This window comes from Enterococcus infantis, assembly GCF_049166715.1.
In the GTDB taxonomy this organism is placed as follows: domain Bacteria; phylum Bacillota; class Bacilli; order Lactobacillales; family Enterococcaceae; genus Enterococcus_C; species Enterococcus_C leclercqii.
Genome location: NZ_JBMHFB010000001.1, coordinates 300,141 through 320,544, shown reverse-complemented (window position 1 = coordinate 320,544; position 20,404 = coordinate 300,141). Strand labels below are relative to the sequence as shown.

Here is a 20,404-nt window from a genome sequence, read left to right as displayed (position 1 = left end):
TCAACAGCATTGGTTTTAATCGTCGCCTACATAAGTGCTAGGAAACTAGCGCAGGCGTAGTTTTAAAAATATTGGATGCCAGGACCAGCGTGGGCCAAAATCAGTCGCTCTGGTGTAAAGATTTCGGCAAAAGCCGCTTTGATGAAAGCCTCGTCTTGGCGGCGACATAAAACTTTAACATTGGGACCGGCATCCATCGTGAAATAGCATTCGCTGCCGCGAGCCCGCAAACTGCGCACTAGATCCATAGCTACCAGACTTTGTGGTGACCAGTAAGTAAATGGTGGAACAGCTGCTAAAGTAGTAGCGTGCATCTTTAGGCCGTTAGCTTCAGTCGTCTCACCCAGAGTAGTGAAATCTTTTTGGGCGATGGCTGCTTTTAAAGTTGCCAAATCTTGGGGCGCACTTTGCAGCCAACCGGGATAAAAAGCGGAGGTCGCTACTGTTCGACGCATCCCGTCGCGGCTGGAGACATCTTTTTGCTTGTCATTAATCAAGACAAAAAGCATAGCCAAGTCGTCTTCGAAAGAATCAGAAGCGACAGGGTGCGCCAAGCTGGTTTGGTCATCTTCCCCTTGTTCCCACTCTACAAAGCCGCCGAAAATACTGCGGCAAGCTGAGCCGGAGCCCCGTCGAGCTAGGCGTGAGAGATCGCTGTCAGAAAGTTCTAAACCTAGTGCTGCGTTAGTGGCAGCTGCAAGCGCGGCCATACCACTAGCCGAAGAAGCTAGACCAGCTGCAGTGGGGACAAAATTGGTGCTTTTTACGGTTGCTCGCAGTTGTGTCCCCGCAGCTTCACGGGCGAGGTCTAGAAAGCGGCTGACTTTGGCAGTCGCCGCAGATTCTTGCAATTTGCCATCCAACACAAAAGTGTCAGCTTGCAGCTGGCTGCTGAAGCTGACGGAAGTTTCGGTGTAAAAGGCATCTAGTGTCAATGAGAGACTGTTGTTCATGGGTAAAATCAATTCTTCATTTTTCTTGCCCCAGTATTTGATCAGAGCAATATTGGTGTAAGCTCTGGCTTGTCCTTCGTGCATGGGTTTTGACTCCTCGTAAAATAATGTGGTAGCGGTACTTTAAAGAGAGACAGGAACCGCTGGTGTGTAACCAAGACGCTGAATCCAGGTGGCAGCTGCCCCGGCATTTTTCAGTTGATTGGCAATGATGGCGGCGTTGTGGGCATCTGTGGCTAAGGCAATCATACAACCGCCGCGGCCGCCGCCAGTCAGTTTGGCACCCAAGGCGTTGTTGCGGCGCGCCACCTGCACCAGTTGATCCAGCGTAGGATCACTGACAGAGAGACTTTGCAACAGAGTATGGGCTTCGTTCATCAATAGACCCAAATAACGGGCTTGGTTGGCTGAGATAGCTTCTTTGGCTTGGCGAGTGAGGTCACCCAATTGCTGAATCGCACGTTGCGCTTGCTGGGGATTTGTTGTCATCAAACTAGCAACATCTCGTACGGTATCCCGAGTCTTGCCTTTAACACCAGTATCGGCGACAATTAGACAGCCGTCCAGCTTTAATGGAAATGCATGGAAGGGTTTATCCCTTTCAAAGAGGATTGGCTCAGTGCCGCTGGTAGCCGCTGCATCAATGCCGCTGGGGTTACCGTGGGCGATTTTTTCAGATTGGTTCACGTAATGCAGCAGTCCCGCCGGCGTTTCTTCTACTTGTTGCCAGGCCAAAAAGGCTCGTGTCACCGCTACTGCCACAGCAGCGCTAGAGCCCATGCCTCGTTCGGCAGGGATTGTGCTGGTGATGGTACACAAAAGCGGTGGAGCAGCAAAGTCCTGCCGCAGCATATAAATTAGTTCTTTTAAATTATTCAGGCTCTGGGGGACTTGTGTCAAAGGCCCAGTGAAATAGGCAGAGTCCAAAAAATCCTCCTGTGAACGGCGGATTACTGCGGTTACCTGAGTAGCTGAAAAGGGCATTGCAATCGCCGGTTCTCCGTAAACGACCGCATGCTCTCCCATCAATATGATCTTGCCGCTTGCTTGACCAGTAGCGATCTCCTTCACGTTGGGCACCTCAATCATGATTATTTGCGGGAGGGTTACTCCCCAAGTCTGCTCGTCTTTTTGGAAACATGACAAAACTGTCATTTTCCTCGCTTCCCCATTCTACTAAATATTCCCTGATTCGTTAATAGTTTCAGAAAAAATGCTGAGATTTCCATTGTTTTCTTAAACAATTTTTGGGAAAGAGTGTTGCTTTTTGCTGATTTTGCCCCTTTAAAATGGATTATTTAGAGAGAATCTGTTACGAAAAAGCAGCCTATTCTTTGAGTTGACCATAAAAGCTTTTCTGCGTTATAGTGGTCCAAGTGACTTTTGCAAAGGGCACAATAAACAAAAGAATGAGAGTTGGAGGACGATGGCTGTGATCGTATTAGCAGGGACGATAGGTGCAGGCAAATCAAGTTTGACAGAGATGATCGCCAATCATCTGGACAGTGAAGCATTTTACGAATCGGTAGACAACAATGAGGTGCTGCCGCTATTTTATGCGGATCCCAACAAATATGCTTTTTTGCTGCAGATCTATTTTTTAAATAAACGTTTTGACAGTATTAAACAAGCCCTACAAAATGAAGACAACGTGTTGGATCGCTCAATTTATGAAGACTCTTTGTTGTTTCATCTGAATGCTGATTTGGGACGAGCAACTGAAACTGAGGTCAAAGTTTACGACGAGTTGTTGAGTAATATGTTGGAAGAGCTGCCTTATGCGGCTCATAAAAAGCACCCGGATCTTTTGGTGCACATCAAAGTTTCTTTTGAAACGATGCTTGCTCGTATTCAAAAGCGCAATCGGCCGTATGAGCAGCTGGATTATGATCCAACGTTGTACGATTACTATAAAGAATTGAACAGCCGTTATGATAACTGGTATCAAGCTTACGATCAGAGCCCGAAGATCCAGATTGACGGTGACGAGCTGAATTTCGTAGAAGATCCGGCTGCTGCCAAAGTGGTCCTGCAATTGATTGATGACAAGCTGGCAGAAGTGCGTAACTTGCATCCGGTGGGATAAAAAGTTGACCATTGTCTGAAAAAGGCAGTGGTCTTTTTTTGGTAGTAAAACTCAGGACTGTTATAATAAAATGAGATGCAGCAAAAGACCGCTTCTGTGGCTGGCTGCGATGTTTGCAGGAGGGGCAAGGAATGGAAAAAATCCGCAGTTTCAATGATGGAATTTCTAGTTGGGTGCAAGTAGACGGCCATGATGTCGCTTCAATTCGCCTGGTACAAGAACGCTATCAGATCTCTGATGAGATGCTGACTTACTCATTAGATAAAAACGAACGGGCTCGTGTGGAGTACGATACCGAGACAAAGGCATTTTTATTGATCTTCAATGTGCCTCATCGGGAGAAAGTTGAAAATCATTACGAAGCCAGTCCTATGACCTTCATCATCAAAGAAGGTCGGCTGTTCACATTTACGACGGCTCGGACGCAATATGTCCATGAGTTGATGGAAAGTCTGCTCCACAAAAATTCTCGCCAAAGTGAGTACAGCTTGTTGTTTCATACTTTATTTGTAATTAGTGATGCCTTCTTCCCACTGATTGAAGAGGTGAATAGCCAACGCAGCCGTTTAAATCAACGCCTGCGGGAGAAAACCACCAATAAAAATCTGATTGCCATGAGTGACTTGGAAATTGGGCTGGTCTATCTGGTGTCGGCTACTAAGCAAAATGCCGTTTTATTGCATCAGATCCAAGCGCAAAGTATTTATCATCGGCTGCAGGAAAATGAAAAAGAACAGTTGGAGGACGCACTGATTGAAGCCAAACAAGCAGTGGAGATGACACAACTGGCTTCTCAAGTGTTGGAACAGCTTTCCGGTGCCTACAACAATCTGTTGAACAACAACCTAAACGACACTATGAAATTTTTGACAGTCTGGTCATTATTATTAACCGTACCGACTATCGTCACCGGCTTTTTCGGGATGAATGTCCCACTTCCTTTTTCCAACTCAGTCTTTGGCTGGGCAATCGCCATGTTGATCAGCCTCATTTTAGCAGTGTGGATGCTAGTCGCAATGTGGCGGCGGATACGATGAACGATAAAAAAACAGTAGTTGACGCAAAGTTAGCTGCTGTTTTTTTGAATGCAGATAAAAGGCTGTTCTGTTGGTAACAAGAGTCTTTTTGTTGGCAACAAAACCTGCTGGGTAGTTGTGATGGCTACTAGTGTATTGTTCTGCTGTCAAGCGGTCCTGGCCTGCGGTGGCTAGTCTATAATCAATCCCAGCCCAGCAGCGATGATCAGTGCTTGTGTGGGTTCTACCGTCAAGCCGCGCAACTGATCGGCGGAAATACCGATTCGTTCAAAACGATTACTAACAAAGCTTAGCCCCTTGAGCTGTGTTCGCAGCCAACCGGTATCATGAAGGTCGTTTTCTGTCAGTTGCAGATTTTGCCAATCAATATCGTAAAATTCGGCGAAGCGCAGCCGATTGTTGGTAAATGCGACACTTTTCAGGTTGGTAGTTGCAAAAGATGCATAGTCCAAAAGACAATCGTCAAAGCGGACATCCCGCAGCCAGCTTTCAGAAAAGTTGGTACCGATGAGGCGGCATTGACGAAACTCCGCCTGATGGATGCTGGCGCCGAGGAGTTCGCTGTTGGAAAGATCACATTTTTCGAAAATAACGTTGGCTGCTTCAAAGCGCTCCAGGCGACTATTGGTCATTGTAATCTTCTCTAGACTAGATTGGCGGATAATCAGATTCTTAACGATGGATCGGCTTCGATTAGTCTCGAGAAATTTAAGATTTTCAAAAGTTTCTTCGTCTTGGGGCTGAAAATCTGCAAGTTCTGTTTCTTGAATTTGTGGTGGCAGAATCCGGGAGTTTTTCTTCATTTTAGACTGCTCCTTACCGTGAAATTTGTGAAAATACCTGTTGGAACCAGTCTATCATGAAAAGTCGCAAAGAGCCGAAGAAGTCCGACGACTCCTGATAAAAAGGTGTCTTTGTGTATTGGTTGAATGGTTAACCTGTATCAGTCTAGTTGTTCGTTTTTTCACTATCAAGAAAACAAGAATCACGCCCCGGTGACATGTTGTCTTGTGAAAGTAAATGGATGCCGGCCTTTCAAGGTTGTTGATAAATCCTGTAAGAATAGTGGTTTATAAAGAAACGCCGTTTATTTGATTTCTCGTCAGATTCACAAGCAAATTTGTCGCCTTTTGCACAATTCCTCGTTAGAATGAGAGCGAATTCAAATCTAAGGAGATGTATTACAATGACTAAAACTGTTATTATCGGTGCCAACCATGCTGGGATTGCGGCAGCCAATACCTTGTTAGACAATTTCAAAGATCAAGAAGTGGTGCTGATTGATCGCAACACCAACCTCAGCTATTTAGGCTGTGGCACAGCGCTGTGGGTTGGCCGCCAAATCGATGGGTACGAAGGCCTGTTTTATACGAATAAAGAAGCTTTTGAAGCAAAAGGCGCTAAGATTTTGATGGAAACTTCTGTGGATCGAGTGGACTTTGAAGGTAAAAAAGTTTATGGCGTTACCAAAGATGGTGAAAAAGTCGAAGAATCTTACGACAAGCTGGTTTTGGCGACTGGTTCTCGACCAATTTCCCCAAATGTCCCTGGACGTGATTTGGAAGGCATTCACTTTTTGAAACTTTTCCAAGAAGGCCAAGCCGTTGACCGTGAAATCTCAAAAGACAGTGTCAAAACGGTGGCAGTTATCGGTGCCGGATATATCGGTGTGGAAATCGCTGAAGCGGCAAAACGCCGCGGCAAAAACGTCTTGTTGTTTGATGCAGCTGGCCGCTCGCTGCCAAGCTACTACGATACCTGGTTTACCGACGACATGGACAAGAATTTGGCAGATCATGGAATCGACCTGCATTTCGGTGAATTGGTTCGTGAATACAAAGGAACTAATCGTGTAGAAGCGGTTGTTTCAGATGCCGGTGAGTATCCAGTAGACATGGTAATCAATGCTATCGGTTTTGGTCCAAATGCTGAACTGGGCAAAGACCACCTGGAGTTGTTTGCTAATGGTGCTTATCTGGTGGATCGGCACCAGCAAACCAGCGATCCAGCTGTCTACGCAGTAGGTGATTGTGCCACAATTTACTCCAACGCACTGCAAAAAACGACCTATATCGCTTTGGCTTCCAATGCTGTTCGTACTGGGATCGTCGCTGGCTACAACATCGGTGGCACACCAGTCGAATCAGAAGGTGTCCAAGGCTCAAATGGGATTTCAATCTTTGGCTTGAATTTGGTATCTACTGGTTTGTCAGTGGAAGCTGCCGAAAAAAATGGCCTAAAAGTGAAGTACACGGATCATGAAGCACTGCAACGCCCAGCCTTTATGGAAGACAATGCCAAAGTGAAGATTCGAATCGTCTATGAAGAAGACAGCCGCCGGATTGTAGGTGCGCAATTGTCCTCTACTGAAGACATTTCAATGGGGATTCACATGTTCTCATTGGCTATTGCTAAAGGGGTAACTATCGACGAATTGAAACTGTTGGATCTGTTCTTCTTACCGCATTTCAACGAACCTTACAACTACATTACAATGGCTGCTTTGAAGGCAGAATAACCAGTTTGAAACATATTTCAAGACAACGAGAATAAAACGAAGAGGAGACAAAATCTCTTCTAAATACTAAAAGGATTTCACACAGCATTCATTAGGAGGGGTGTGTGAAATCCTTTTTTGCCTTCAGGGAAAAGTGTCCCGTTCTTTTTTGATGTTGAAAACTGCTTTACTTGGGTTTAATTTAGGGGGAAATAAAGGTGTCTTTTGAAGGTATATCGTTGTGCGAGTGTCTTATGCAAATTGTCCAGGACCAAAGAGCTGCTTGAATTCGCATTTTTCAAAGGGCAGAGATTCGTTTCAGTAGTGGGTTAGCCATTGTTGTACAGAGCCGGTTTTTGTGAAATTGGCGAAATGAAAGATGTGCACAGTTTTTCGTAGTTTGCTGTTTTTAATGAAGCGGGGATTTTCAACAGAAGAAATTTAAAAAAGCGAAAACCCCGGTTGGTAAAACAGCAAGAACGCTTTTGGAACCTTACCTCCCTAAACATGGGCAAAAAATGACAAGTACATTCCAATCAAAGTATTTTTTTGTGGAATATTCAGAAAATTTAGAGAAAAGTGTTGACATTGCTTCCTGAGTCCGGTATTTTTGAACTATTAACTGACATAGGTGATGAAAAATGACAACATTCAAACAAACATTCGAATTGTTATTATTATAGCTGCGGACTCTTTCTGGTATAATTTTAGAAGAGTCCTATTCGCATTGCATAAAGGAGTAAACCTTTGTGGAGTGCTTTTTTTATACTTTTTTTCATCTAAATTCACAAATGATAAGTTAAAGGCTCATCTAAAATGAAATCTGTTGCGGGCTGTCGAAACTTTAGTATTTTTAAGACAAGGCGTCCATAACAATCAATCGCTAGGATCCATACAACAAAGTTTCAAATCGTTTTTCTTTGAAACTAGACAATGCCAACCACCACTGTAATCACCGAAAAAATATAAGGAGGATTCACACATGCGCAAAATTCAATTTTTTGATACGACGTTGCGAGACGGGGAACAGACTCCGGGTGTCAATTTCAATACGAAAGAAAAGGTTCAGATCGCTTTGCAATTGGAAAAATGGGGGATTGATACCATTGAAGCCGGCTTTCCTATTTCATCAGAGGGAGATTTCGAGGCTGTCCAAGCAATTGCCGGAGCTGCCAGTCGTATGACTGTTGCAGGGTTGGCACGTTGTCAGAAAAAAGACATTGATCGAGCATATGAAGCTTTGAAAGAGGCGAAATTTCCTCAGATTCATGTGTTTTTGGCAACGAGTGATGTGCATATGGAGTACAAGCTGAAAATGACCCCAGAAGAGGTATTAACCTCTATTAAAGAACACGTAACCTATGCTCGCGAACGTTTTGAAAAAGTCCAGTTTTCACCAGAAGATGCGACTCGAACCCGCAAAGAATTTTTGCTGAAAGCAGTGCAAACCGCGATTGATGCCGGTGCGACGATTATCAATATTCCTGACACGGTGGGCTATACCAACCCTACTGAATACGGACAACTATTTGCCTATCTTATCGAAAATATCAAAACAGAACAGGAAATTACCTTCTCTTCTCATTGTCATGATGATCTGGGAATGGCAACTGCCAATGCTTTGGCGGCTATCGAAAATGGCGCCAATCGCGTGGAAGGAACGGTCAATGGCATCGGCGAGCGAGCCGGGAATACAGCGCTGGAGGAAGTCGCAGTGGCACTGCATATTCGCCAAGATTACTATCAGGCAACCTCAGGGATATCTTTGAACGAGACAAAGCGAACTTCTGATATCGTTGCACGTCTATCCGGTGTGGCAGTTCCCCGCAACAAAGCGGTCATCGGGGCCAATGCTTTTGCACATGAATCGGGTATTCATCAAGACGGAGTTCTGAAAAATCCGGAAACTTATGAGATTATCACGCCACAGTTGGTGGGAGTCAAAAATAATTCACTGCCCTTGGGGAAACTTTCCGGACGCCACGCTTTTGTTACCAAGCTGGAAGAATTGGGGTATCAGCTTTCAGAAGAAGAAATCAAACCTGCTTTCAAACGGTTTAAAGATTTGGCGGATAAGAAAAAACAGATTACTGATCAGGATTTGATTGCATTGATGGCCGATGAGACTCGGGCAGAAGCTGATACTGCGCGCTTGACTGGTTTGCAGGTGCAGTATGTATCCGGTGGAAGGCAAGGAGCTATTGTATCCGTTGAGCAGCAAGGAGAATCCGGCGTCGCTTCGGCAATTGGTTCCGGATCGATTCAAGCCATCTATAATTCCATCGACCAGATTTTTGAACAACAGCCAAAATTGGTGAACTACGAGATTATGGCTTTGACAGCTGGCGAAGATGCTCAGGCGGAAGTTCACGTTTCCGTTGAGTGTCCCCAGACCCACAAACGGATCAATGGTATCGGGGTGGACTTTGATGTGTTAGAAGCTTCAGCAAAAGCTTATGTACAGGCGAGTTCGATTTTGAAAAAGGAGACTGAGGGATAAATGAAAAAGAAAATCACAGTATTGGCCGGTGACGGGATTGGCCCGGAGATTATGGCCGCAGGGATCGCTGTTTTGCAAGCTGCAGCTGAAAACAGCGAAACAGCGTTTGAATTTGTTGAAAAGCCATTTGGTGGTGCGGGAATTGAAGCCGCCGGGGTTGGTTTGCCGGAAGATACGCTGGCTGCTTGCCGCAACGCAGATGCAATCCTTTTGGGGGCAATCGGCGGACCGGCGGGATCTCCTTGGGAAAAAGCCAAGCAAACGCCAGAACAGGGCTTATTAGCGCTGCGGAAAGAATTAAATCTGTTTGCCAATATTCGCCCCATTGCCGTGCCGGATGCTTTGTTGCCCTTGTCGCCGGTCAAAGAGAGCATCGTGAAAGGAACAGACTTTATTGTTGTCCGAGAGTTGACCAGCGGGATTTATTTCGGAAAGCCGCGGGAATTACTGGCAACCGAAGCATACGATACCTGTCGTTACACGGAACCAGAGATTGAGCGAATTGCTCGTAAAGCGTTTGATATTGCCATGACTCGCCGCAAACAAGTGACATCTGTGGACAAAGCCAATGTCTTAGCTTCCAGTAAGCTGTGGCGTAAAACTGTGGAAAAAGTTGCTCTTGATTATCCGGAGGTTCAGCTGACCCATCAGTTAGTGGATTCTTGTGCAATGCGAATCGTGCAGCAGCCGACTGAATTTGATGTGATTGTAACAGAAAATCTTTTTGGGGATATTTTGAGTGATGAGGCTTCGGTTTTGCCGGGAACGTTAGGTGTTTTGCCCAGTGCCAGTCATTCAGAAGGCGGCGTTTCCTTGTATGAACCGATTCATGGATCAGCACCGGACATTGCCGGCAAAGATATTGCCAATCCGGCATCTATGATTTTGTCGGTGGTACTGATGCTGCGCCAAAGTTTTGGACTGGAGGAAATGGCTGATCGCATCGAAGCAGCAGTTTTTGACGTGATGAATGAAGGAATCGTGACCAGTGATTTAGGTGGAACAGCCACTACGACAGCCTTTACAGCAGCAGTGGTTGCCAAATTGAAATAGCAAAACAATCGCAAATACCGACACTGCAACATGAAAACCGACGAATAACTTAAAAAAAGGACCAGAATACGGGGGGATAAATGATGGGGAAGACGCTTTTTGATAAAGTCTGGGATCGCCATGTGATTAAGGGGAAAGAAGGAGATGCTCAGCTGCTTTATATCGATTTGATGCTGATTCATGAAGTGACCTCACCACAGGCTTTTGAAGGCTTGCGACAAGCAGGGCGCAAAGTTCGCCAGCCAGAAAAAATCTTTGGCACGATGGATCACAATGTACCAACTGTCGATATCCACAATATTTCAGATGTCATCGCTAAAAAACAAATCGACACGCTGCGAACCAACTGTGAAGAATTTGGCATCGAATTGTGTGATAACGGCTCAGAAGGGCAGGGAATCGTTCATATGGTGGGGCCGGAGATGGGTCTCAGCCAACCGGGTAAAACCATTGTTTGTGGCGATTCTCATACGGCGACACACGGAGCATTTGGTGCCTTGGCTTTTGGTATCGGAACAAGTGAGGTGGAACACGTTTTTGCCACGCAAACCATCTGGCAACGCAAACCAAAACGCATGGGCATCCAGATTAGTGGCGCTTTGCAACCGGGAGTTTATGCCAAAGATGTCATCTTGGCATTGATTGCTAATTATGGAACTGATTTTGGTGTCGGCTACGGTGTAGAATTTTTCGGCGATACCATCAGGGACATGTCTATGGATGAGCGCATGACGATCTGTAATATGGCTATTGAAGGTGGAGCCAAGATGGGGATGATTGCTCCGGATGAGAAGACGTTTGCCTATGTCACAGGCCGGCGTTTTGCTCCAACTGATATGGCAGCTGCAATGGCTGATTGGCGTACACTTTATACCGATGAAGATGCCGAATTTGACAAGATTTTGACATTGGATACCTCTAGTCTGGCACCTTTTGTGACTTGGGGGACAAATCCCGAGATGGGTGTTTCAGTTGAAGAAGGCTTCCCGGAGATTCAAGATCATAACGATGTGCTGGCTTATGAATACATGGACCTAAAACCAGGACAAAAACCAACGGAAATCCCAGTAGAATATGTATTCATCGGCTCTTGTACCAATGGTCGTCTTTCCGATTTGGAAGAAGCGGCGAAAATCATCGCCGGTAAACAAATTAAAGCGGGAGTGACAGGAATCGTCGTGCCAGGCTCGCGACCGGTAAAGCGGGCAGCCGAAGCAAAAGGCTTGGACGCTATCTTCAAAGCAGCTGGTTTTGAATGGCGGGAGCCGGGATGTTCCATGTGTCTCGGAATGAATCCTGATCGAGTACCGGAATACGTTCACTGTGCCTCGACTTCCAATCGGAACTTTGTGGGTCGCCAAGGGAAAAATGCTCGGACACACCTGTGTTCACCGGCTATGGCCGCCGCCGCCGCCCTGAATGGCACTTTTGTGGATGTTCGTAAAATCGTAAAGGAGGGTGTGTGATTATGGAGGCATTTACAGTTTACACTGGGACTACGGTGCCCTTTATGAATGATAATGTAGATACTGATCAGATTATCCCTAAAAGTTATCTGAAACGAGTGGATAAAAAAGGCTTTGGGGAATTTCTCTTCGATGATTGGCGCTACTTGGATGATCGCAGACCTAATCCAGAATTTGTCCTGAATTTTCCACAATATGAACAGGCGACCATCCTGATCTCTGGGGACAACTTTGGTTCAGGCTCATCTCGGGAACACGCAGCCTGGGCGCTGATGGATTACGGATTTAAAGCAGTTATCGCAGGCAGTTTCAGTGATATTTTCTATATGAATGCAACTAAAAACGGCTTGTTGCCAATTCAATTGCCGCAAGACGCTCGTAAGCAGCTGGCAGCGTTGCCGGCGGATGCAACGATTACCATCGATTTGCCAGCCCAAGAAGTACGTGCAGGGGCAACAACGTGGCCATTTGCTATTGATGCCAACTGGAAAAACAAATTGGTAAACGGCTTGGACGAAATTGGAATCACTTTGCAAGACCAAGCACTGATTACAGCCTATGAAGAAAAACAAGTACCGACATACTGGCGCTAAAGAATAATCAAAAAAACGGGCCTAAGGTGATGTACTTCGAAAAAATCTCATTTTTTTGGAGGCTTGCCTAAGCCTGTTTTTTTGCGCAGACTGAAATATTGGCGGGATTTTGTCAGCGGCAAAAATTACGGCTTGTAAAATCAAGGGCATTTAAAAGGGCAGATGTAGCTGTTTATTCTGATAGCAGACGTGATAAAATGGGGGAAATGTAAAGGAGGCTGAAGTGATGGAAATCCGTTTATTGACAGTCAAAGATGGCGCAGCAGTAAAGATACCCAATGAAGCTTTTGAATTATTCGGTCGGTTGATAGTGAGTCGCACAAACGACACTTGGACTCATCGAGAAGTGGTGTTTGACGAAACGACCCAGCAGACTTTTCCCGAAGAAAATTATCAAATTGAAGAATTATTGAGTAAAGGCTTTGTGGTGGGGGCTTTTGACGAAACGAGCTGTGTCGGCGTAGCTATTTTTGAAGACGATTGGCTAAAGTATGCGTATCTGTCTGATTTGAAAGTAGCGGCTAGTTATCGAGGCAAAGACATTGCTGGGCAGTTAATTGATTTTGGCTTGCAGGAAGCAAAGAAAAAAGGCTATCAGGGCATCTGGACCATCGGACAAGACAACAATCTGGGGGCATGCCGCTTCTATCTGAAAAGCGGGTTTGTCATCGGCGGACTGGATACTCAAATTTACAAGCATACAGCGCAAGAAGGCAAGGCGAATATTCATTTCTATTTGGAATAAGAAATGAGTCTGTGACGGGAACCTTAGTCCTCTGTTCCAAGGTTAGTCAGCATGTGAGAATTAACAACTAAAAAACAAGCTGCTTCCCTTTTTTAGTGAAAGCTGCTTGTTTTTTTTAACGCTTCGTATTTGTGGTAGGGTCAGCTTTGGTGGAGAGTGACACGACGATGGCGACCCGCCTGCTTTGCGGACATCCAGATACAGGCAGTTGAATTCGTAAGACTTACAGAAGGTGTTTTTCTAGCCAGTCGGCGACACCTTCTTGATCATTTGAAAGTGTCACCTGATCTGCTGCAGCTAAAGCAGCAGGGATTGCGTTGGCAACAGCAACCCCAGTGCCGGCCCATTCCAGTAAAGCCACATCATTTTGATCGTCGCCAAAAAAGACGATGTCAGCAGGCGTGATTACCAACATTTGTAGCAAACGAGTCATTCCGTGAAATTTGGAGGCATTGGCCGACAGAATACTAATGAAGTCCTCCCCAAAATAAGTAAAAACCCGTAGCCGTTTATCAGTCGCAAAGTGTGCCTGGTAGCCGGCAGGATCAGAGGTACGCAGCGTAAGCGTCAGAACAGGCGCGTTTAGATGTTCTTTCCAGCTGGCGGGCAACGGATCGTTTTTCAATTCACTCCAAAGATAATCCTTAATGCCACCGATGGAGCGAAGATGCAGCTCTTTTTGTAGCTGAGTTTCAGCCAATATTTCAAGTGTCAGCTGCAAAGGGAGGGCCTCGGTCCATAGAACATTGCGAGTGCTGCCTTCAAAAATTCCCGCACCATTACTACAAAGCAGATAATCCGCTGGCAAATCTTTCAAAAAAGGAGCAACATTCAAATAATGACGAGCTGAAGCAAAAACAATGGGGATTCCCTGCTTTTGGACAGCTTGCAATGTGCGAATTGTTCTGGGGCTCAGCTCTTTGCGACTATTTAGCAGCGTACGATCCAAATCGGCAACTACCAGTTTGATGGTCATAGGTTTTCCTCCGGGAATTATTTTCTTCATCATAGCAAAGGAGAGGAAGCTTCACAATGAAAGACAAAGACAGCTTTGCTTGGCTAGGAAGCGATATCGTTTTGGAGAGAGGAAAACTAGCACTTTGTTAGCCTCTGTAAATTTCCATGAAAAAAGCTTGACTTCTCTTTGCAAACCCCGTATACTGTAAAAGTTGAGAAATGAAGCAGAAGCACCCGCTTCTCGCCTGAGTGAGAACTCTCGCTGGGCAGATAGTTTCAGACTGACCTATTATGGTTTAGTGTGACAGGGGTGCGGGTTCGATTTTCGAACTCGTCTTTTTTTGTTTCAGAGCTCACGAATATACCTGGAGGTGAATGACCATAGCAAAGGATATGATGGTAAACGACGGCATTCGTGCACGTGAGTTGCGTTTGATCGACCAAAACGGTGAACAGCTGGGAGTAAAATCGAAAGCTGAAGCATTGGCAATCGCAGAACGTTCCAATTTGGATGTAGTTCTGGTAGCTCCTAATGCAAAACCACCTGTTGCGCGGATCATGGATTACGGGAAATACCGCTTCGAACAACAAAAGAAAGACCGGGAAGCCCGCAAAAAGCAAAAAGTCATCAACATCAAGGAAGTCCGCTTGAGCCCAACGATCGATGTCAATGATTTCAATACGAAATTGAAGAATGCACGTAAATTCCTTGAAAAAGGCGATAAAGTCAAAGCTTCTATCCGCTTCAAGGGTCGTGCCATTACCCATAAAGAGATTGGTCAGAAAGTTCTCGATCGCTTGGCAGAAGAAACTGCGGACCTGGCGACAGTCGAACAAAAACCGAAAATGGACGGCCGGAGCATGTTCTTGGTATTGGCACCTAAAGCTGATAGCAAATAACATCTGAAGCTGTACTTGCTGCACTTATATTTTGAGGATGCTGGCTCTGAGCAGGCAACTGCACAGACTGTATACGTGTTGAATGTAACGAAAACGAGTAATCGTCTTCGAAAGATTCGGCGCACTAACCAATAGTAGGAGGAAATCACAATGCCAAAACAAAAAACACACCGCGGTTTAGCAAAACGCGTAAAACGTACCGGTAAAGGCGGTTTGAAACGCTTCCGTGCGTTTACAAGTCACCGTTTCCACGGCAAGACCAAAAAACAACGTCGTCAACTGCGTAAAGCAAGCATGGTGTCAAAAGGCGATTACAAACGTATCCGTCAACAATTGTCACAAATGCGTTAAAATCGCATAACCCGTTAACACTAAATAATCGAACTATTCTAGGAGGAATACATCATGGCACGTGTCAAAGGTGGAACTGTAACTCGTAAACGTCGTAAAAAAGTCCTGAAACTGGCTAAAGGCTACTACGGTTCTAAACATACATTATTCAAAACAGCTAAAGAACAAGTAATGAATTCATACAACTACGCATACCGCGATCGTCGTCAGAAAAAACGCGACTTCCGCAAATTGTGGATTGCTCGTATCAACGCAGCAGCTCGTATGAATGGCTTGAGCTACTCAAAATTGATGCACGGCTTGAAATTGGCTGAAATCGACATCAACCGCAAAATGTTAGCTGACTTGGCAGTAAACGATGCTGCAGCATTTACAACATTGGCTGACCAAGCTAAAGATGCTTTGGCTAAATAAGCTTTGATTGATCAAAAACGTCTTGACTCATCACTGAGTTGAGACGTTTTTTTTATTTTTACATTTGAAAAACACCTGAAAAGCGGCGTAGCTGAATAAACCTGCAAATTCTCAATAAAATTTTTTAATCCTCTAAAAAAATACGCTATACTAGACTTATTAAGTGAAAAAATAGTGGGGTGTTGGGATGAAAGAGTATCATTACGTGTTATCGCTGTATCAAAAACATGAAAGGCAAAAATTCCACTTGGCAGGGATTGGACTTTTACTGCTGGTGGCGGCGGCTTTCTTGACATCATTGGATCTGGTAAGAATCAGTCCCATGATCTATTTTCTAGTGGCGCTGGGAGTCATGCTGGTTTATATCCGGCGTCATCGAATCGTCAGCAGTGACTATGAGCAGCTCCAGCAGTTTTTGACTCGGGAGCGGCCACAGCTTGCTAAAGACCCGGTCATGGTCTTTTTTATCGATTATCAGTTGAAAACATACTTTGAGACGGAGTCAGAAAATCTGTTGAGACGCCTGCGAAACAAAAACAAGGCTGATGATCAGCAGGCAGAAGAAGACTTGTTGCGGGTTATTGACGAGGTGGTTGCATATCGTGAGTATTTAACTGCCCATGATGACCTGGCAGAAGATTTGGAGTTGTCGCTGTCATGGTATCGAGCAACTGTTGAAAAACGCAAACAAGATCTGATTTAGGGGGGAAGAATGTGAAGGGGAAAATGAATAAGAAACTATTAGGAATTGTCTTGACCTTTGTCACCGCGGGGCTGGTTGCAACCGGGATGGACAGCAATGCTTACGATGAGGTTTACGCTCAGCAGGATCGACAAGAAACTGCCGTTCAAAAACTGCTAAAATCAGAGTTTGTGTCTGCAACCGATCAAAAGGAATTACAGCAGGCAGTCAAAGCAGTCAATCAAGCAGAAAAAAGCGCGAACCGTCGGACATTGCAAAAAAAGATTACGGCTGAACAAAACCTGCTGAAACAAGTGAAGACCAATGCGCAAAAAGCTGAGCAAAAAGCGGCTTCAAAAGAGTGGCAGCAGTTGGAACAAAGCCTAGGAACTATCGAAAAAAAGGGCACCAATCCTTTTACAGAACAAGCAGACATTGTTTCGTTGGATCAACTGCAGTCACAGCTGCAGACTCTTCAATCTTCTACTAAAGTTGCTCCAATTCGCAAGCTGTCAAAAAAAGTGGAACAACTTGCTTCGACGATGGCGGACAATCAGCAGCAAATGAAGATGCTGGCAGATGACCTTACCCAGACAAATGAAACGATTCAAAGCTTGTTGAAAAAGAAATACCTGTTGGCCGCAGATAAATCAGCATTAACATCAGAAGCACAGGCTAATCAGGAGTCATTGAAAAAAACCAATGATCTGCAGCTGCTTAGGGATCGTAAAACACAGAGCTTGGAGATGACAGCTTCAGTTTCTAAGCGAATTTCTGCTAGTGAGGCTGATTTCAAGGATCACCAAGGGGCAGCGGATAAATTATTGGCGGCTGTGTCGAAGTTATTGTCTGACGAACAGCTGGAAAAAGCTGAAAAGACCGGGCTTGTGGAAAAAGAGCAGCAATTGTCGGGCTTTTTGCAACTGAAAAGCTATCAGCCGGGGGATCTCAAAATAGGTCACCAACAATTACAGGAGGAATACGATACAATCCTCAAAGCTGTAAACAAGCGTAAAGCCGCAGCGGCCAAAGCAGCAGAAGAAAAGGCGGCAGCGGAAAAAGCAGCAGCAGAAAAAGCGGCCAAAGAAGCCGCTGCAGCCGAACAAAAAGCTCGTGAACAAGCTGCTGCACAAGAAGCTGCGGCTCAGCAAGCGGAAGCAGCAGAAAGTTCATCCACGCCGACCCCAAGTGTTTCCGGAGGCTGGTACCAAGCGCCGGCTGGGTTCAAATATTTGAAAGTAGAAAGCGGCAAAACCTATGGGCAGGTCAAAAATCCTGATAATTTTGTGTTAATCACGGCAGCAGAAGCCGCAAATTACACTCCCGGGCATGGCAACGGATCAGCAAAACAATAAAGTAGGAACTGTGACAAACTGCTACAATGCAAAAGCCGGTTATCTTCCACTAAAAGACTTGGAGGATAACCGCTTTTTATTTCTACTAATTTCACAGGAGCTAACTTGGTTTTATCAAGTAAAGAAAGTGCTGCTACTGTTCACTTTCGAAATGATTTGCAAGGGTGTTTTCTTTTCCTTAGAAAGTTTCTCGTGGCACAGTGCAGCTTATCTTCTTGCAATGTAGGTGCTTTTTAAAGAATAGTCTGCGAAAAAGCCGGTGGACTGTGAAAAGAAAAATCAGCGGAAAGAATGCAGGAAAACAACTTGTGCCCCTCGGAGATTTCCGCTATCATTTACATATCTGTAAAATGGTCCAGTCACAAAAAAGAATGATCAAATCCTTGATTCATAAACTGTTGTTGCTGGCTTCTAATTGATTAAAAGCAGGTGGTTTCAGAGCTGGTCTGCATAGGAAAATAGAAAAAGAATGGAAGACGATAATGGTTATCAAAAAGATAGATAAGACGTGGTGGATTCGGATTGGTCAGCTGGCGATGGTGGCAGTGATTGTGATTTGTGGAATCATCAGCATGCAGCCGGTAAAAGACGAAAAAAATACGACGGTTACTTTGGATCAGGGCAGGTTGAAATACACTGGGGATCTGGTCGAACGGCGTTTTAGTGGGCAGGGGATTTTGACTTTCCAGGATGGCAGTGTGTATACCGGCAGCTTCAAAGACGGCTATTTCAACGGCAAAGGAGATTTTAAAGCCAAAGACGGCTGGCATTATGTTGGGGATTTTAAGAAGGGAAAAGCCGAGGGTCAGGGAACTTTGACATTGGAGACGGGTTTGATTTATAAAGGGAAATTTGAAGATGGGGAGTATCAAGGAAAATGAGAATCAAGTGGTTTAGCGGTATTCGAGTAGCAGGTTTGATTATGGTGTTGCTGTATCATTTTTACATCACTCAGTTTTCCGGCGGTTTTGTAGGGGTTGATGTATTTTTCACATTTTCCGGCTTTTTAATCACGTCATTATTCATTGATGAATTGCAAAAAAAGGGCAGTTTAGATCTCATCGGGTTTTACAGTCGCCGTCTGGTGCGCATCTTTCCGCCACTTTTGCTGGCAGTATTGGTGACAATCCCGTTTACGTTTTTGGTGAGCTCTGATTACGTTGCTGATATTGGGCGCCAAATCGCAGCTGCCCTGGGATTTACAACTAATTATTTTGAGATTGCCAATGGCGGCAGTTACGAGACCTCCTTTTTCCCCCATCTGTTTTTGCATACCTGGTCGTTGGCTGTGGAGATGCATTTTTATCTGATTTGGGGTGCGTTGGTCTGGCTCATGAGCCGCAGCATTAGCCGCTCAAAAATTGATGAGCGACTGAAGGTGGTCCGCTTTAGGGCACTGATTTCTATGCTGTCGTTGGTGTTCTTTTTGATTAGCTTTTTGACGATGGCACTGCGCTCGCTGGGAATGACTGAATTTTCACCGATTTATTTTTCTAGTGTTTCCCACAGTTTTCCTTTTTTCATTGGGACTTTTTTAGCGACAGTGAGTGGTGTCAAAACGGTGCCGAAAAAATTCACGAATACTGTGTCTGCATGGTCTTTAAGAAAAACACTGATGGTCTTTTTCGGAGCGTTAGCCGTTTTACTCTTGTTGGGTCGCTTCTTGGATTTTAGTCAACGGATCACGTATCTGGTGGGCTTTTTGGCAGCTAGCTTGGTAACGGCGGTGATGATTTATGCCGCTCGTATTTTGCATGAGCAGACACCAAATATTGAGGAGCCGAAAGTTCTGACTTTTTTTGCCGATATCAGTTATGGCATTTATCTGTTTCACTGGCCGCTGTATACGATTTTCAACAATCGGATGGGCAACCACCTGGCCGTTTTGCTGACTGTGATTTGTTCAACTTTCTTTGCGGCAATTTCTTATTACATTTTTGAACCGCTGGTGGTAGGAAAGACACCGAAGTTTTTCCAACGAGAGATCAAGATCAACTGGCATCTGGTAGCTGTTCCGTTGGCGGCACTTTCCCTTTTGTTGGTAGGTTTGACGACAACGGTCGCAGCAACTGCTCCTCAGATGACGTCGTTGGAGAAAAATCTGTGGGCCAGCCACTTGCAACAAGATGAAGATGCCTTGCGAGATATGCGGGAAATGGTAGATCAGCAGGAAGCCACTGAATATCAGGTGAAAAAAGGGGTCAGCGTCATCGGAGACTCCGTCACCTTGGGGGTTCGTCAGGCAATCTTGGATCAGATCGGTGACAGTCGTGTCGATGCAGAAGGTGGACGGCGGATGGAGCAGGCCAATGAGGTCATGAAAAAACAGCAGCAGAAAAAACTGCTGCGAGAATACGTGATTATTGCCTGTGGAACCAACACCTTTGATGATTATGAAAAACGAACAGAAGAGCTGATTGCCGCACTGGAGCCCGGTCATAAATTGATCTTTGTCACGCCGTATGACGGACGAGCCGACGAGACCTGGGACTCTCAAAAGCTGGCAGAATACGAGCGAACATTGCCGGAAAAATATCCTTTTGTGATGATTGCCGACTGGAATAAACTAGCGCCACAGCACAAAGAAATTTTTGCTGAGTCAGATACCACCCATTTTGCCGGTAATCCTGAGGGAGAAAAAATCTATCTGGAGATGTTGCAAAAAGCCTTGACAGAAGCCAAGGATAAGCCGGCTAAAACGAATAAGGAATGAAAAAAACCTCTAGCGGCGTGTGAGCTGCTAGAGGCTTTTTTAAAGGAAGAAAACAGTTGGCGACAGTTGTTTAGCGGGCTGGAGCCGGAATTTTTAACAGTA

The 20,404-nt window shown here is 45.2% G+C and carries 19 protein-coding genes and 1 other annotated feature; of the genes, 15 read left to right on the top strand and 4 right to left on the bottom strand.

The window, feature by feature from the left end:
- Positions 1-62: 62 nt before the first annotated feature.
- Together mvaD and mvk are read right to left on the bottom strand one after the other, a co-directional pair.
- Complete coding sequence (gene mvaD, locus ACOMA8_RS01435; protein ID WP_421367807.1) at positions 63-1,037, bottom strand: diphosphomevalonate decarboxylase; 975 nt, start codon at positions 1,035-1,037, stop codon at positions 63-65.
- A gap of 39 nt (positions 1,038-1,076) precedes the next feature.
- A complete protein-coding gene (gene mvk / locus ACOMA8_RS01430; RefSeq protein WP_421368245.1) occupies positions 1,077-2,042 on the bottom strand; it encodes a mevalonate kinase in 966 nt (321 codons plus the stop codon).
- A gap of 337 nt (positions 2,043-2,379) precedes the next feature.
- On the opposite strand from mvk, the gene ACOMA8_RS01425 reads away from it, so the two are divergent.
- The gene (locus ACOMA8_RS01425) at positions 2,380-3,039 is read left to right on the top strand and encodes a deoxynucleoside kinase (RefSeq protein ID WP_421367805.1); all 660 of its coding nucleotides are present in this window, start codon (positions 2,380-2,382) and stop codon (positions 3,037-3,039) included.
- Positions 3,040-3,170: 131 nt separating this feature from the next.
- Complete coding sequence (locus ACOMA8_RS01420; RefSeq protein ID WP_161898048.1) at positions 3,171-4,076, top strand: magnesium transporter CorA family protein; 906 nt, start codon at positions 3,171-3,173, stop codon at positions 4,074-4,076.
- Positions 4,077-4,246: 170 nt separating this feature from the next.
- Here ACOMA8_RS01420 and ACOMA8_RS01415 read toward each other — a convergent pair whose 3' ends face one another.
- Positions 4,247-4,879 (bottom strand): pentapeptide repeat-containing protein, encoded by a 633-nt coding sequence (locus ACOMA8_RS01415; protein WP_161898049.1) that lies wholly within the window; start codon positions 4,877-4,879, stop codon positions 4,247-4,249.
- A 383-nt stretch (positions 4,880-5,262) separates the two neighbouring features.
- On the opposite strand from ACOMA8_RS01415, the gene nox reads away from it, so the two are divergent.
- From nox to ACOMA8_RS01385, 6 genes are all read left to right on the top strand, one after another.
- Complete coding sequence (gene nox / locus ACOMA8_RS01410; protein WP_161898050.1) at positions 5,263-6,594, top strand: H2O-forming NADH oxidase; 1,332 nt, start codon at positions 5,263-5,265, stop codon at positions 6,592-6,594.
- A 961-nt stretch (positions 6,595-7,555) separates the two neighbouring features.
- Positions 7,556-9,073 (top strand): 2-isopropylmalate synthase, encoded by a 1,518-nt coding sequence (locus ACOMA8_RS01405; RefSeq protein ID WP_421367801.1) that lies wholly within the window; start codon positions 7,556-7,558, stop codon positions 9,071-9,073.
- Positions 9,074-10,126, top strand: coding sequence for a 3-isopropylmalate dehydrogenase (gene leuB / locus ACOMA8_RS01400; RefSeq protein ID WP_161898052.1), 1,053 nt, complete (start codon positions 9,074-9,076; stop codon positions 10,124-10,126).
- Positions 10,127-10,209: 83 nt separating this feature from the next.
- Positions 10,210-11,592: a 3-isopropylmalate dehydratase large subunit gene (gene leuC, locus ACOMA8_RS01395; RefSeq protein ID WP_421367798.1), complete on the top strand. Its 1,383-nt coding sequence runs from the start codon at positions 10,210-10,212 to the stop codon at positions 11,590-11,592.
- A gap of 2 nt (positions 11,593-11,594) precedes the next feature.
- Positions 11,595-12,185 (top strand): 3-isopropylmalate dehydratase small subunit, encoded by a 591-nt coding sequence (gene leuD / locus ACOMA8_RS01390; RefSeq protein ID WP_421367796.1) that lies wholly within the window; start codon positions 11,595-11,597, stop codon positions 12,183-12,185.
- A 226-nt stretch (positions 12,186-12,411) separates the two neighbouring features.
- Positions 12,412-12,930: a GNAT family N-acetyltransferase gene (locus ACOMA8_RS01385; RefSeq protein WP_421367794.1), complete on the top strand. Its 519-nt coding sequence runs from the start codon at positions 12,412-12,414 to the stop codon at positions 12,928-12,930.
- Between the two features lie 223 nt (positions 12,931-13,153).
- Here the strand turns inward: ACOMA8_RS01385 and ACOMA8_RS01380 are convergent, their stop codons facing one another.
- A complete protein-coding gene (locus ACOMA8_RS01380; protein ID WP_421367791.1) occupies positions 13,154-13,906 on the bottom strand; it encodes an HAD family hydrolase in 753 nt (250 codons plus the stop codon).
- Between the two features lie 197 nt (positions 13,907-14,103).
- Positions 14,104-14,236, top strand: a sequence feature (ribosomal protein L20 leader region).
- Positions 14,237-14,262: 26 nt separating this feature from the next.
- Between ACOMA8_RS01380 and infC the strand changes: the two genes are divergently transcribed.
- The 7 genes from infC to ACOMA8_RS01345 all read left to right on the top strand — a co-directional run bounded on the left by infC (position 14,263) and on the right by ACOMA8_RS01345 (position 20,302).
- Complete coding sequence (gene infC, locus ACOMA8_RS01375; RefSeq protein WP_161898057.1) at positions 14,263-14,787, top strand: translation initiation factor IF-3; 525 nt, start codon at positions 14,263-14,265, stop codon at positions 14,785-14,787.
- A 150-nt stretch (positions 14,788-14,937) separates the two neighbouring features.
- Positions 14,938-15,138 carry a 50S ribosomal protein L35 gene (gene rpmI, locus ACOMA8_RS01370; protein WP_161870371.1) on the top strand — a complete coding sequence of 67 codons (201 nt, stop codon included), beginning with the start codon at positions 14,938-14,940 and terminating at the stop codon, positions 15,136-15,138.
- 54 nt (positions 15,139-15,192) lie between these two features.
- Entirely contained in the window at positions 15,193-15,552 is a 360-nt protein-coding gene (gene rplT / locus ACOMA8_RS01365) for a 50S ribosomal protein L20 (RefSeq protein ID WP_161898058.1), read from the top strand.
- 187 nt (positions 15,553-15,739) lie between these two features.
- Positions 15,740-16,255 (top strand): hypothetical protein, encoded by a 516-nt coding sequence (locus ACOMA8_RS01360; RefSeq protein ID WP_161898059.1) that lies wholly within the window; start codon positions 15,740-15,742, stop codon positions 16,253-16,255.
- Between the two features lie 11 nt (positions 16,256-16,266).
- Positions 16,267-17,589, top strand: a complete 1,323-nt coding sequence (locus ACOMA8_RS01355; RefSeq protein WP_421367785.1) for a coiled-coil domain-containing protein — start codon at positions 16,267-16,269, stop codon at positions 17,587-17,589.
- A gap of 482 nt (positions 17,590-18,071) precedes the next feature.
- Entirely contained in the window at positions 18,072-18,470 is a 399-nt protein-coding gene (locus tag ACOMA8_RS01350; RefSeq protein ID WP_161898061.1) for an MORN repeat-containing protein, read from the top strand.
- Positions 18,467-20,302 carry an acyltransferase family protein gene (locus tag ACOMA8_RS01345; protein WP_421367781.1) on the top strand — a complete coding sequence of 612 codons (1,836 nt, stop codon included), beginning with the start codon at positions 18,467-18,469 and terminating at the stop codon, positions 20,300-20,302. The genes ACOMA8_RS01350 and ACOMA8_RS01345 overlap by 4 nt, the downstream gene beginning before the upstream one ends.
- Positions 20,303-20,404 lie beyond the last annotated feature (102 nt).

Excerpts from the sequence above, each read along its gene's own strand:
- mvaD (WP_421367807.1), bottom strand. The coding sequence starts at position 1,037 with ATGCACGAAGGACAAGCCAGAGCTTACACCAATATTGCTCTGATCAAA.
- mvk (WP_421368245.1), bottom strand. The coding sequence starts at position 2,042 with ATGATTGAGGTGCCCAACGTGAAGGAGATCGCTACTGGTCAAGCAAGC.
- ACOMA8_RS01425 (WP_421367805.1), top strand. The coding sequence starts at position 2,380 with ATGGCTGTGATCGTATTAGCAGGGACGATAGGTGCAGGCAAATCAAGT.
- ACOMA8_RS01420 (WP_161898048.1), top strand. The coding sequence starts at position 3,171 with ATGGAAAAAATCCGCAGTTTCAATGATGGAATTTCTAGTTGGGTGCAA.
- ACOMA8_RS01415 (WP_161898049.1), bottom strand. The coding sequence starts at position 4,879 with ATGAAGAAAAACTCCCGGATTCTGCCACCACAAATTCAAGAAACAGAA.
- nox (WP_161898050.1), top strand. The coding sequence starts at position 5,263 with ATGACTAAAACTGTTATTATCGGTGCCAACCATGCTGGGATTGCGGCA.
- ACOMA8_RS01405 (WP_421367801.1), top strand. The coding sequence starts at position 7,556 with ATGCGCAAAATTCAATTTTTTGATACGACGTTGCGAGACGGGGAACAG.
- leuB (WP_161898052.1), top strand. The coding sequence starts at position 9,074 with ATGAAAAAGAAAATCACAGTATTGGCCGGTGACGGGATTGGCCCGGAG.
- leuC (WP_421367798.1), top strand. The coding sequence starts at position 10,210 with ATGGGGAAGACGCTTTTTGATAAAGTCTGGGATCGCCATGTGATTAAG.
- leuD (WP_421367796.1), top strand. The coding sequence starts at position 11,595 with ATGGAGGCATTTACAGTTTACACTGGGACTACGGTGCCCTTTATGAAT.
- ACOMA8_RS01385 (WP_421367794.1), top strand. The coding sequence starts at position 12,412 with ATGGAAATCCGTTTATTGACAGTCAAAGATGGCGCAGCAGTAAAGATA.
- ACOMA8_RS01380 (WP_421367791.1), bottom strand. The coding sequence starts at position 13,906 with ATGACCATCAAACTGGTAGTTGCCGATTTGGATCGTACGCTGCTAAAT.
- infC (WP_161898057.1), top strand. The coding sequence starts at position 14,263 with ATGACCATAGCAAAGGATATGATGGTAAACGACGGCATTCGTGCACGT.
- rpmI (WP_161870371.1), top strand. The coding sequence starts at position 14,938 with ATGCCAAAACAAAAAACACACCGCGGTTTAGCAAAACGCGTAAAACGT.
- rplT (WP_161898058.1), top strand. The coding sequence starts at position 15,193 with ATGGCACGTGTCAAAGGTGGAACTGTAACTCGTAAACGTCGTAAAAAA.
- ACOMA8_RS01360 (WP_161898059.1), top strand. The coding sequence starts at position 15,740 with ATGAAAGAGTATCATTACGTGTTATCGCTGTATCAAAAACATGAAAGG.
- ACOMA8_RS01350 (WP_161898061.1), top strand. The coding sequence starts at position 18,072 with ATGGTTATCAAAAAGATAGATAAGACGTGGTGGATTCGGATTGGTCAG.
- ACOMA8_RS01345 (WP_421367781.1), top strand. The coding sequence starts at position 18,467 with ATGAGAATCAAGTGGTTTAGCGGTATTCGAGTAGCAGGTTTGATTATG.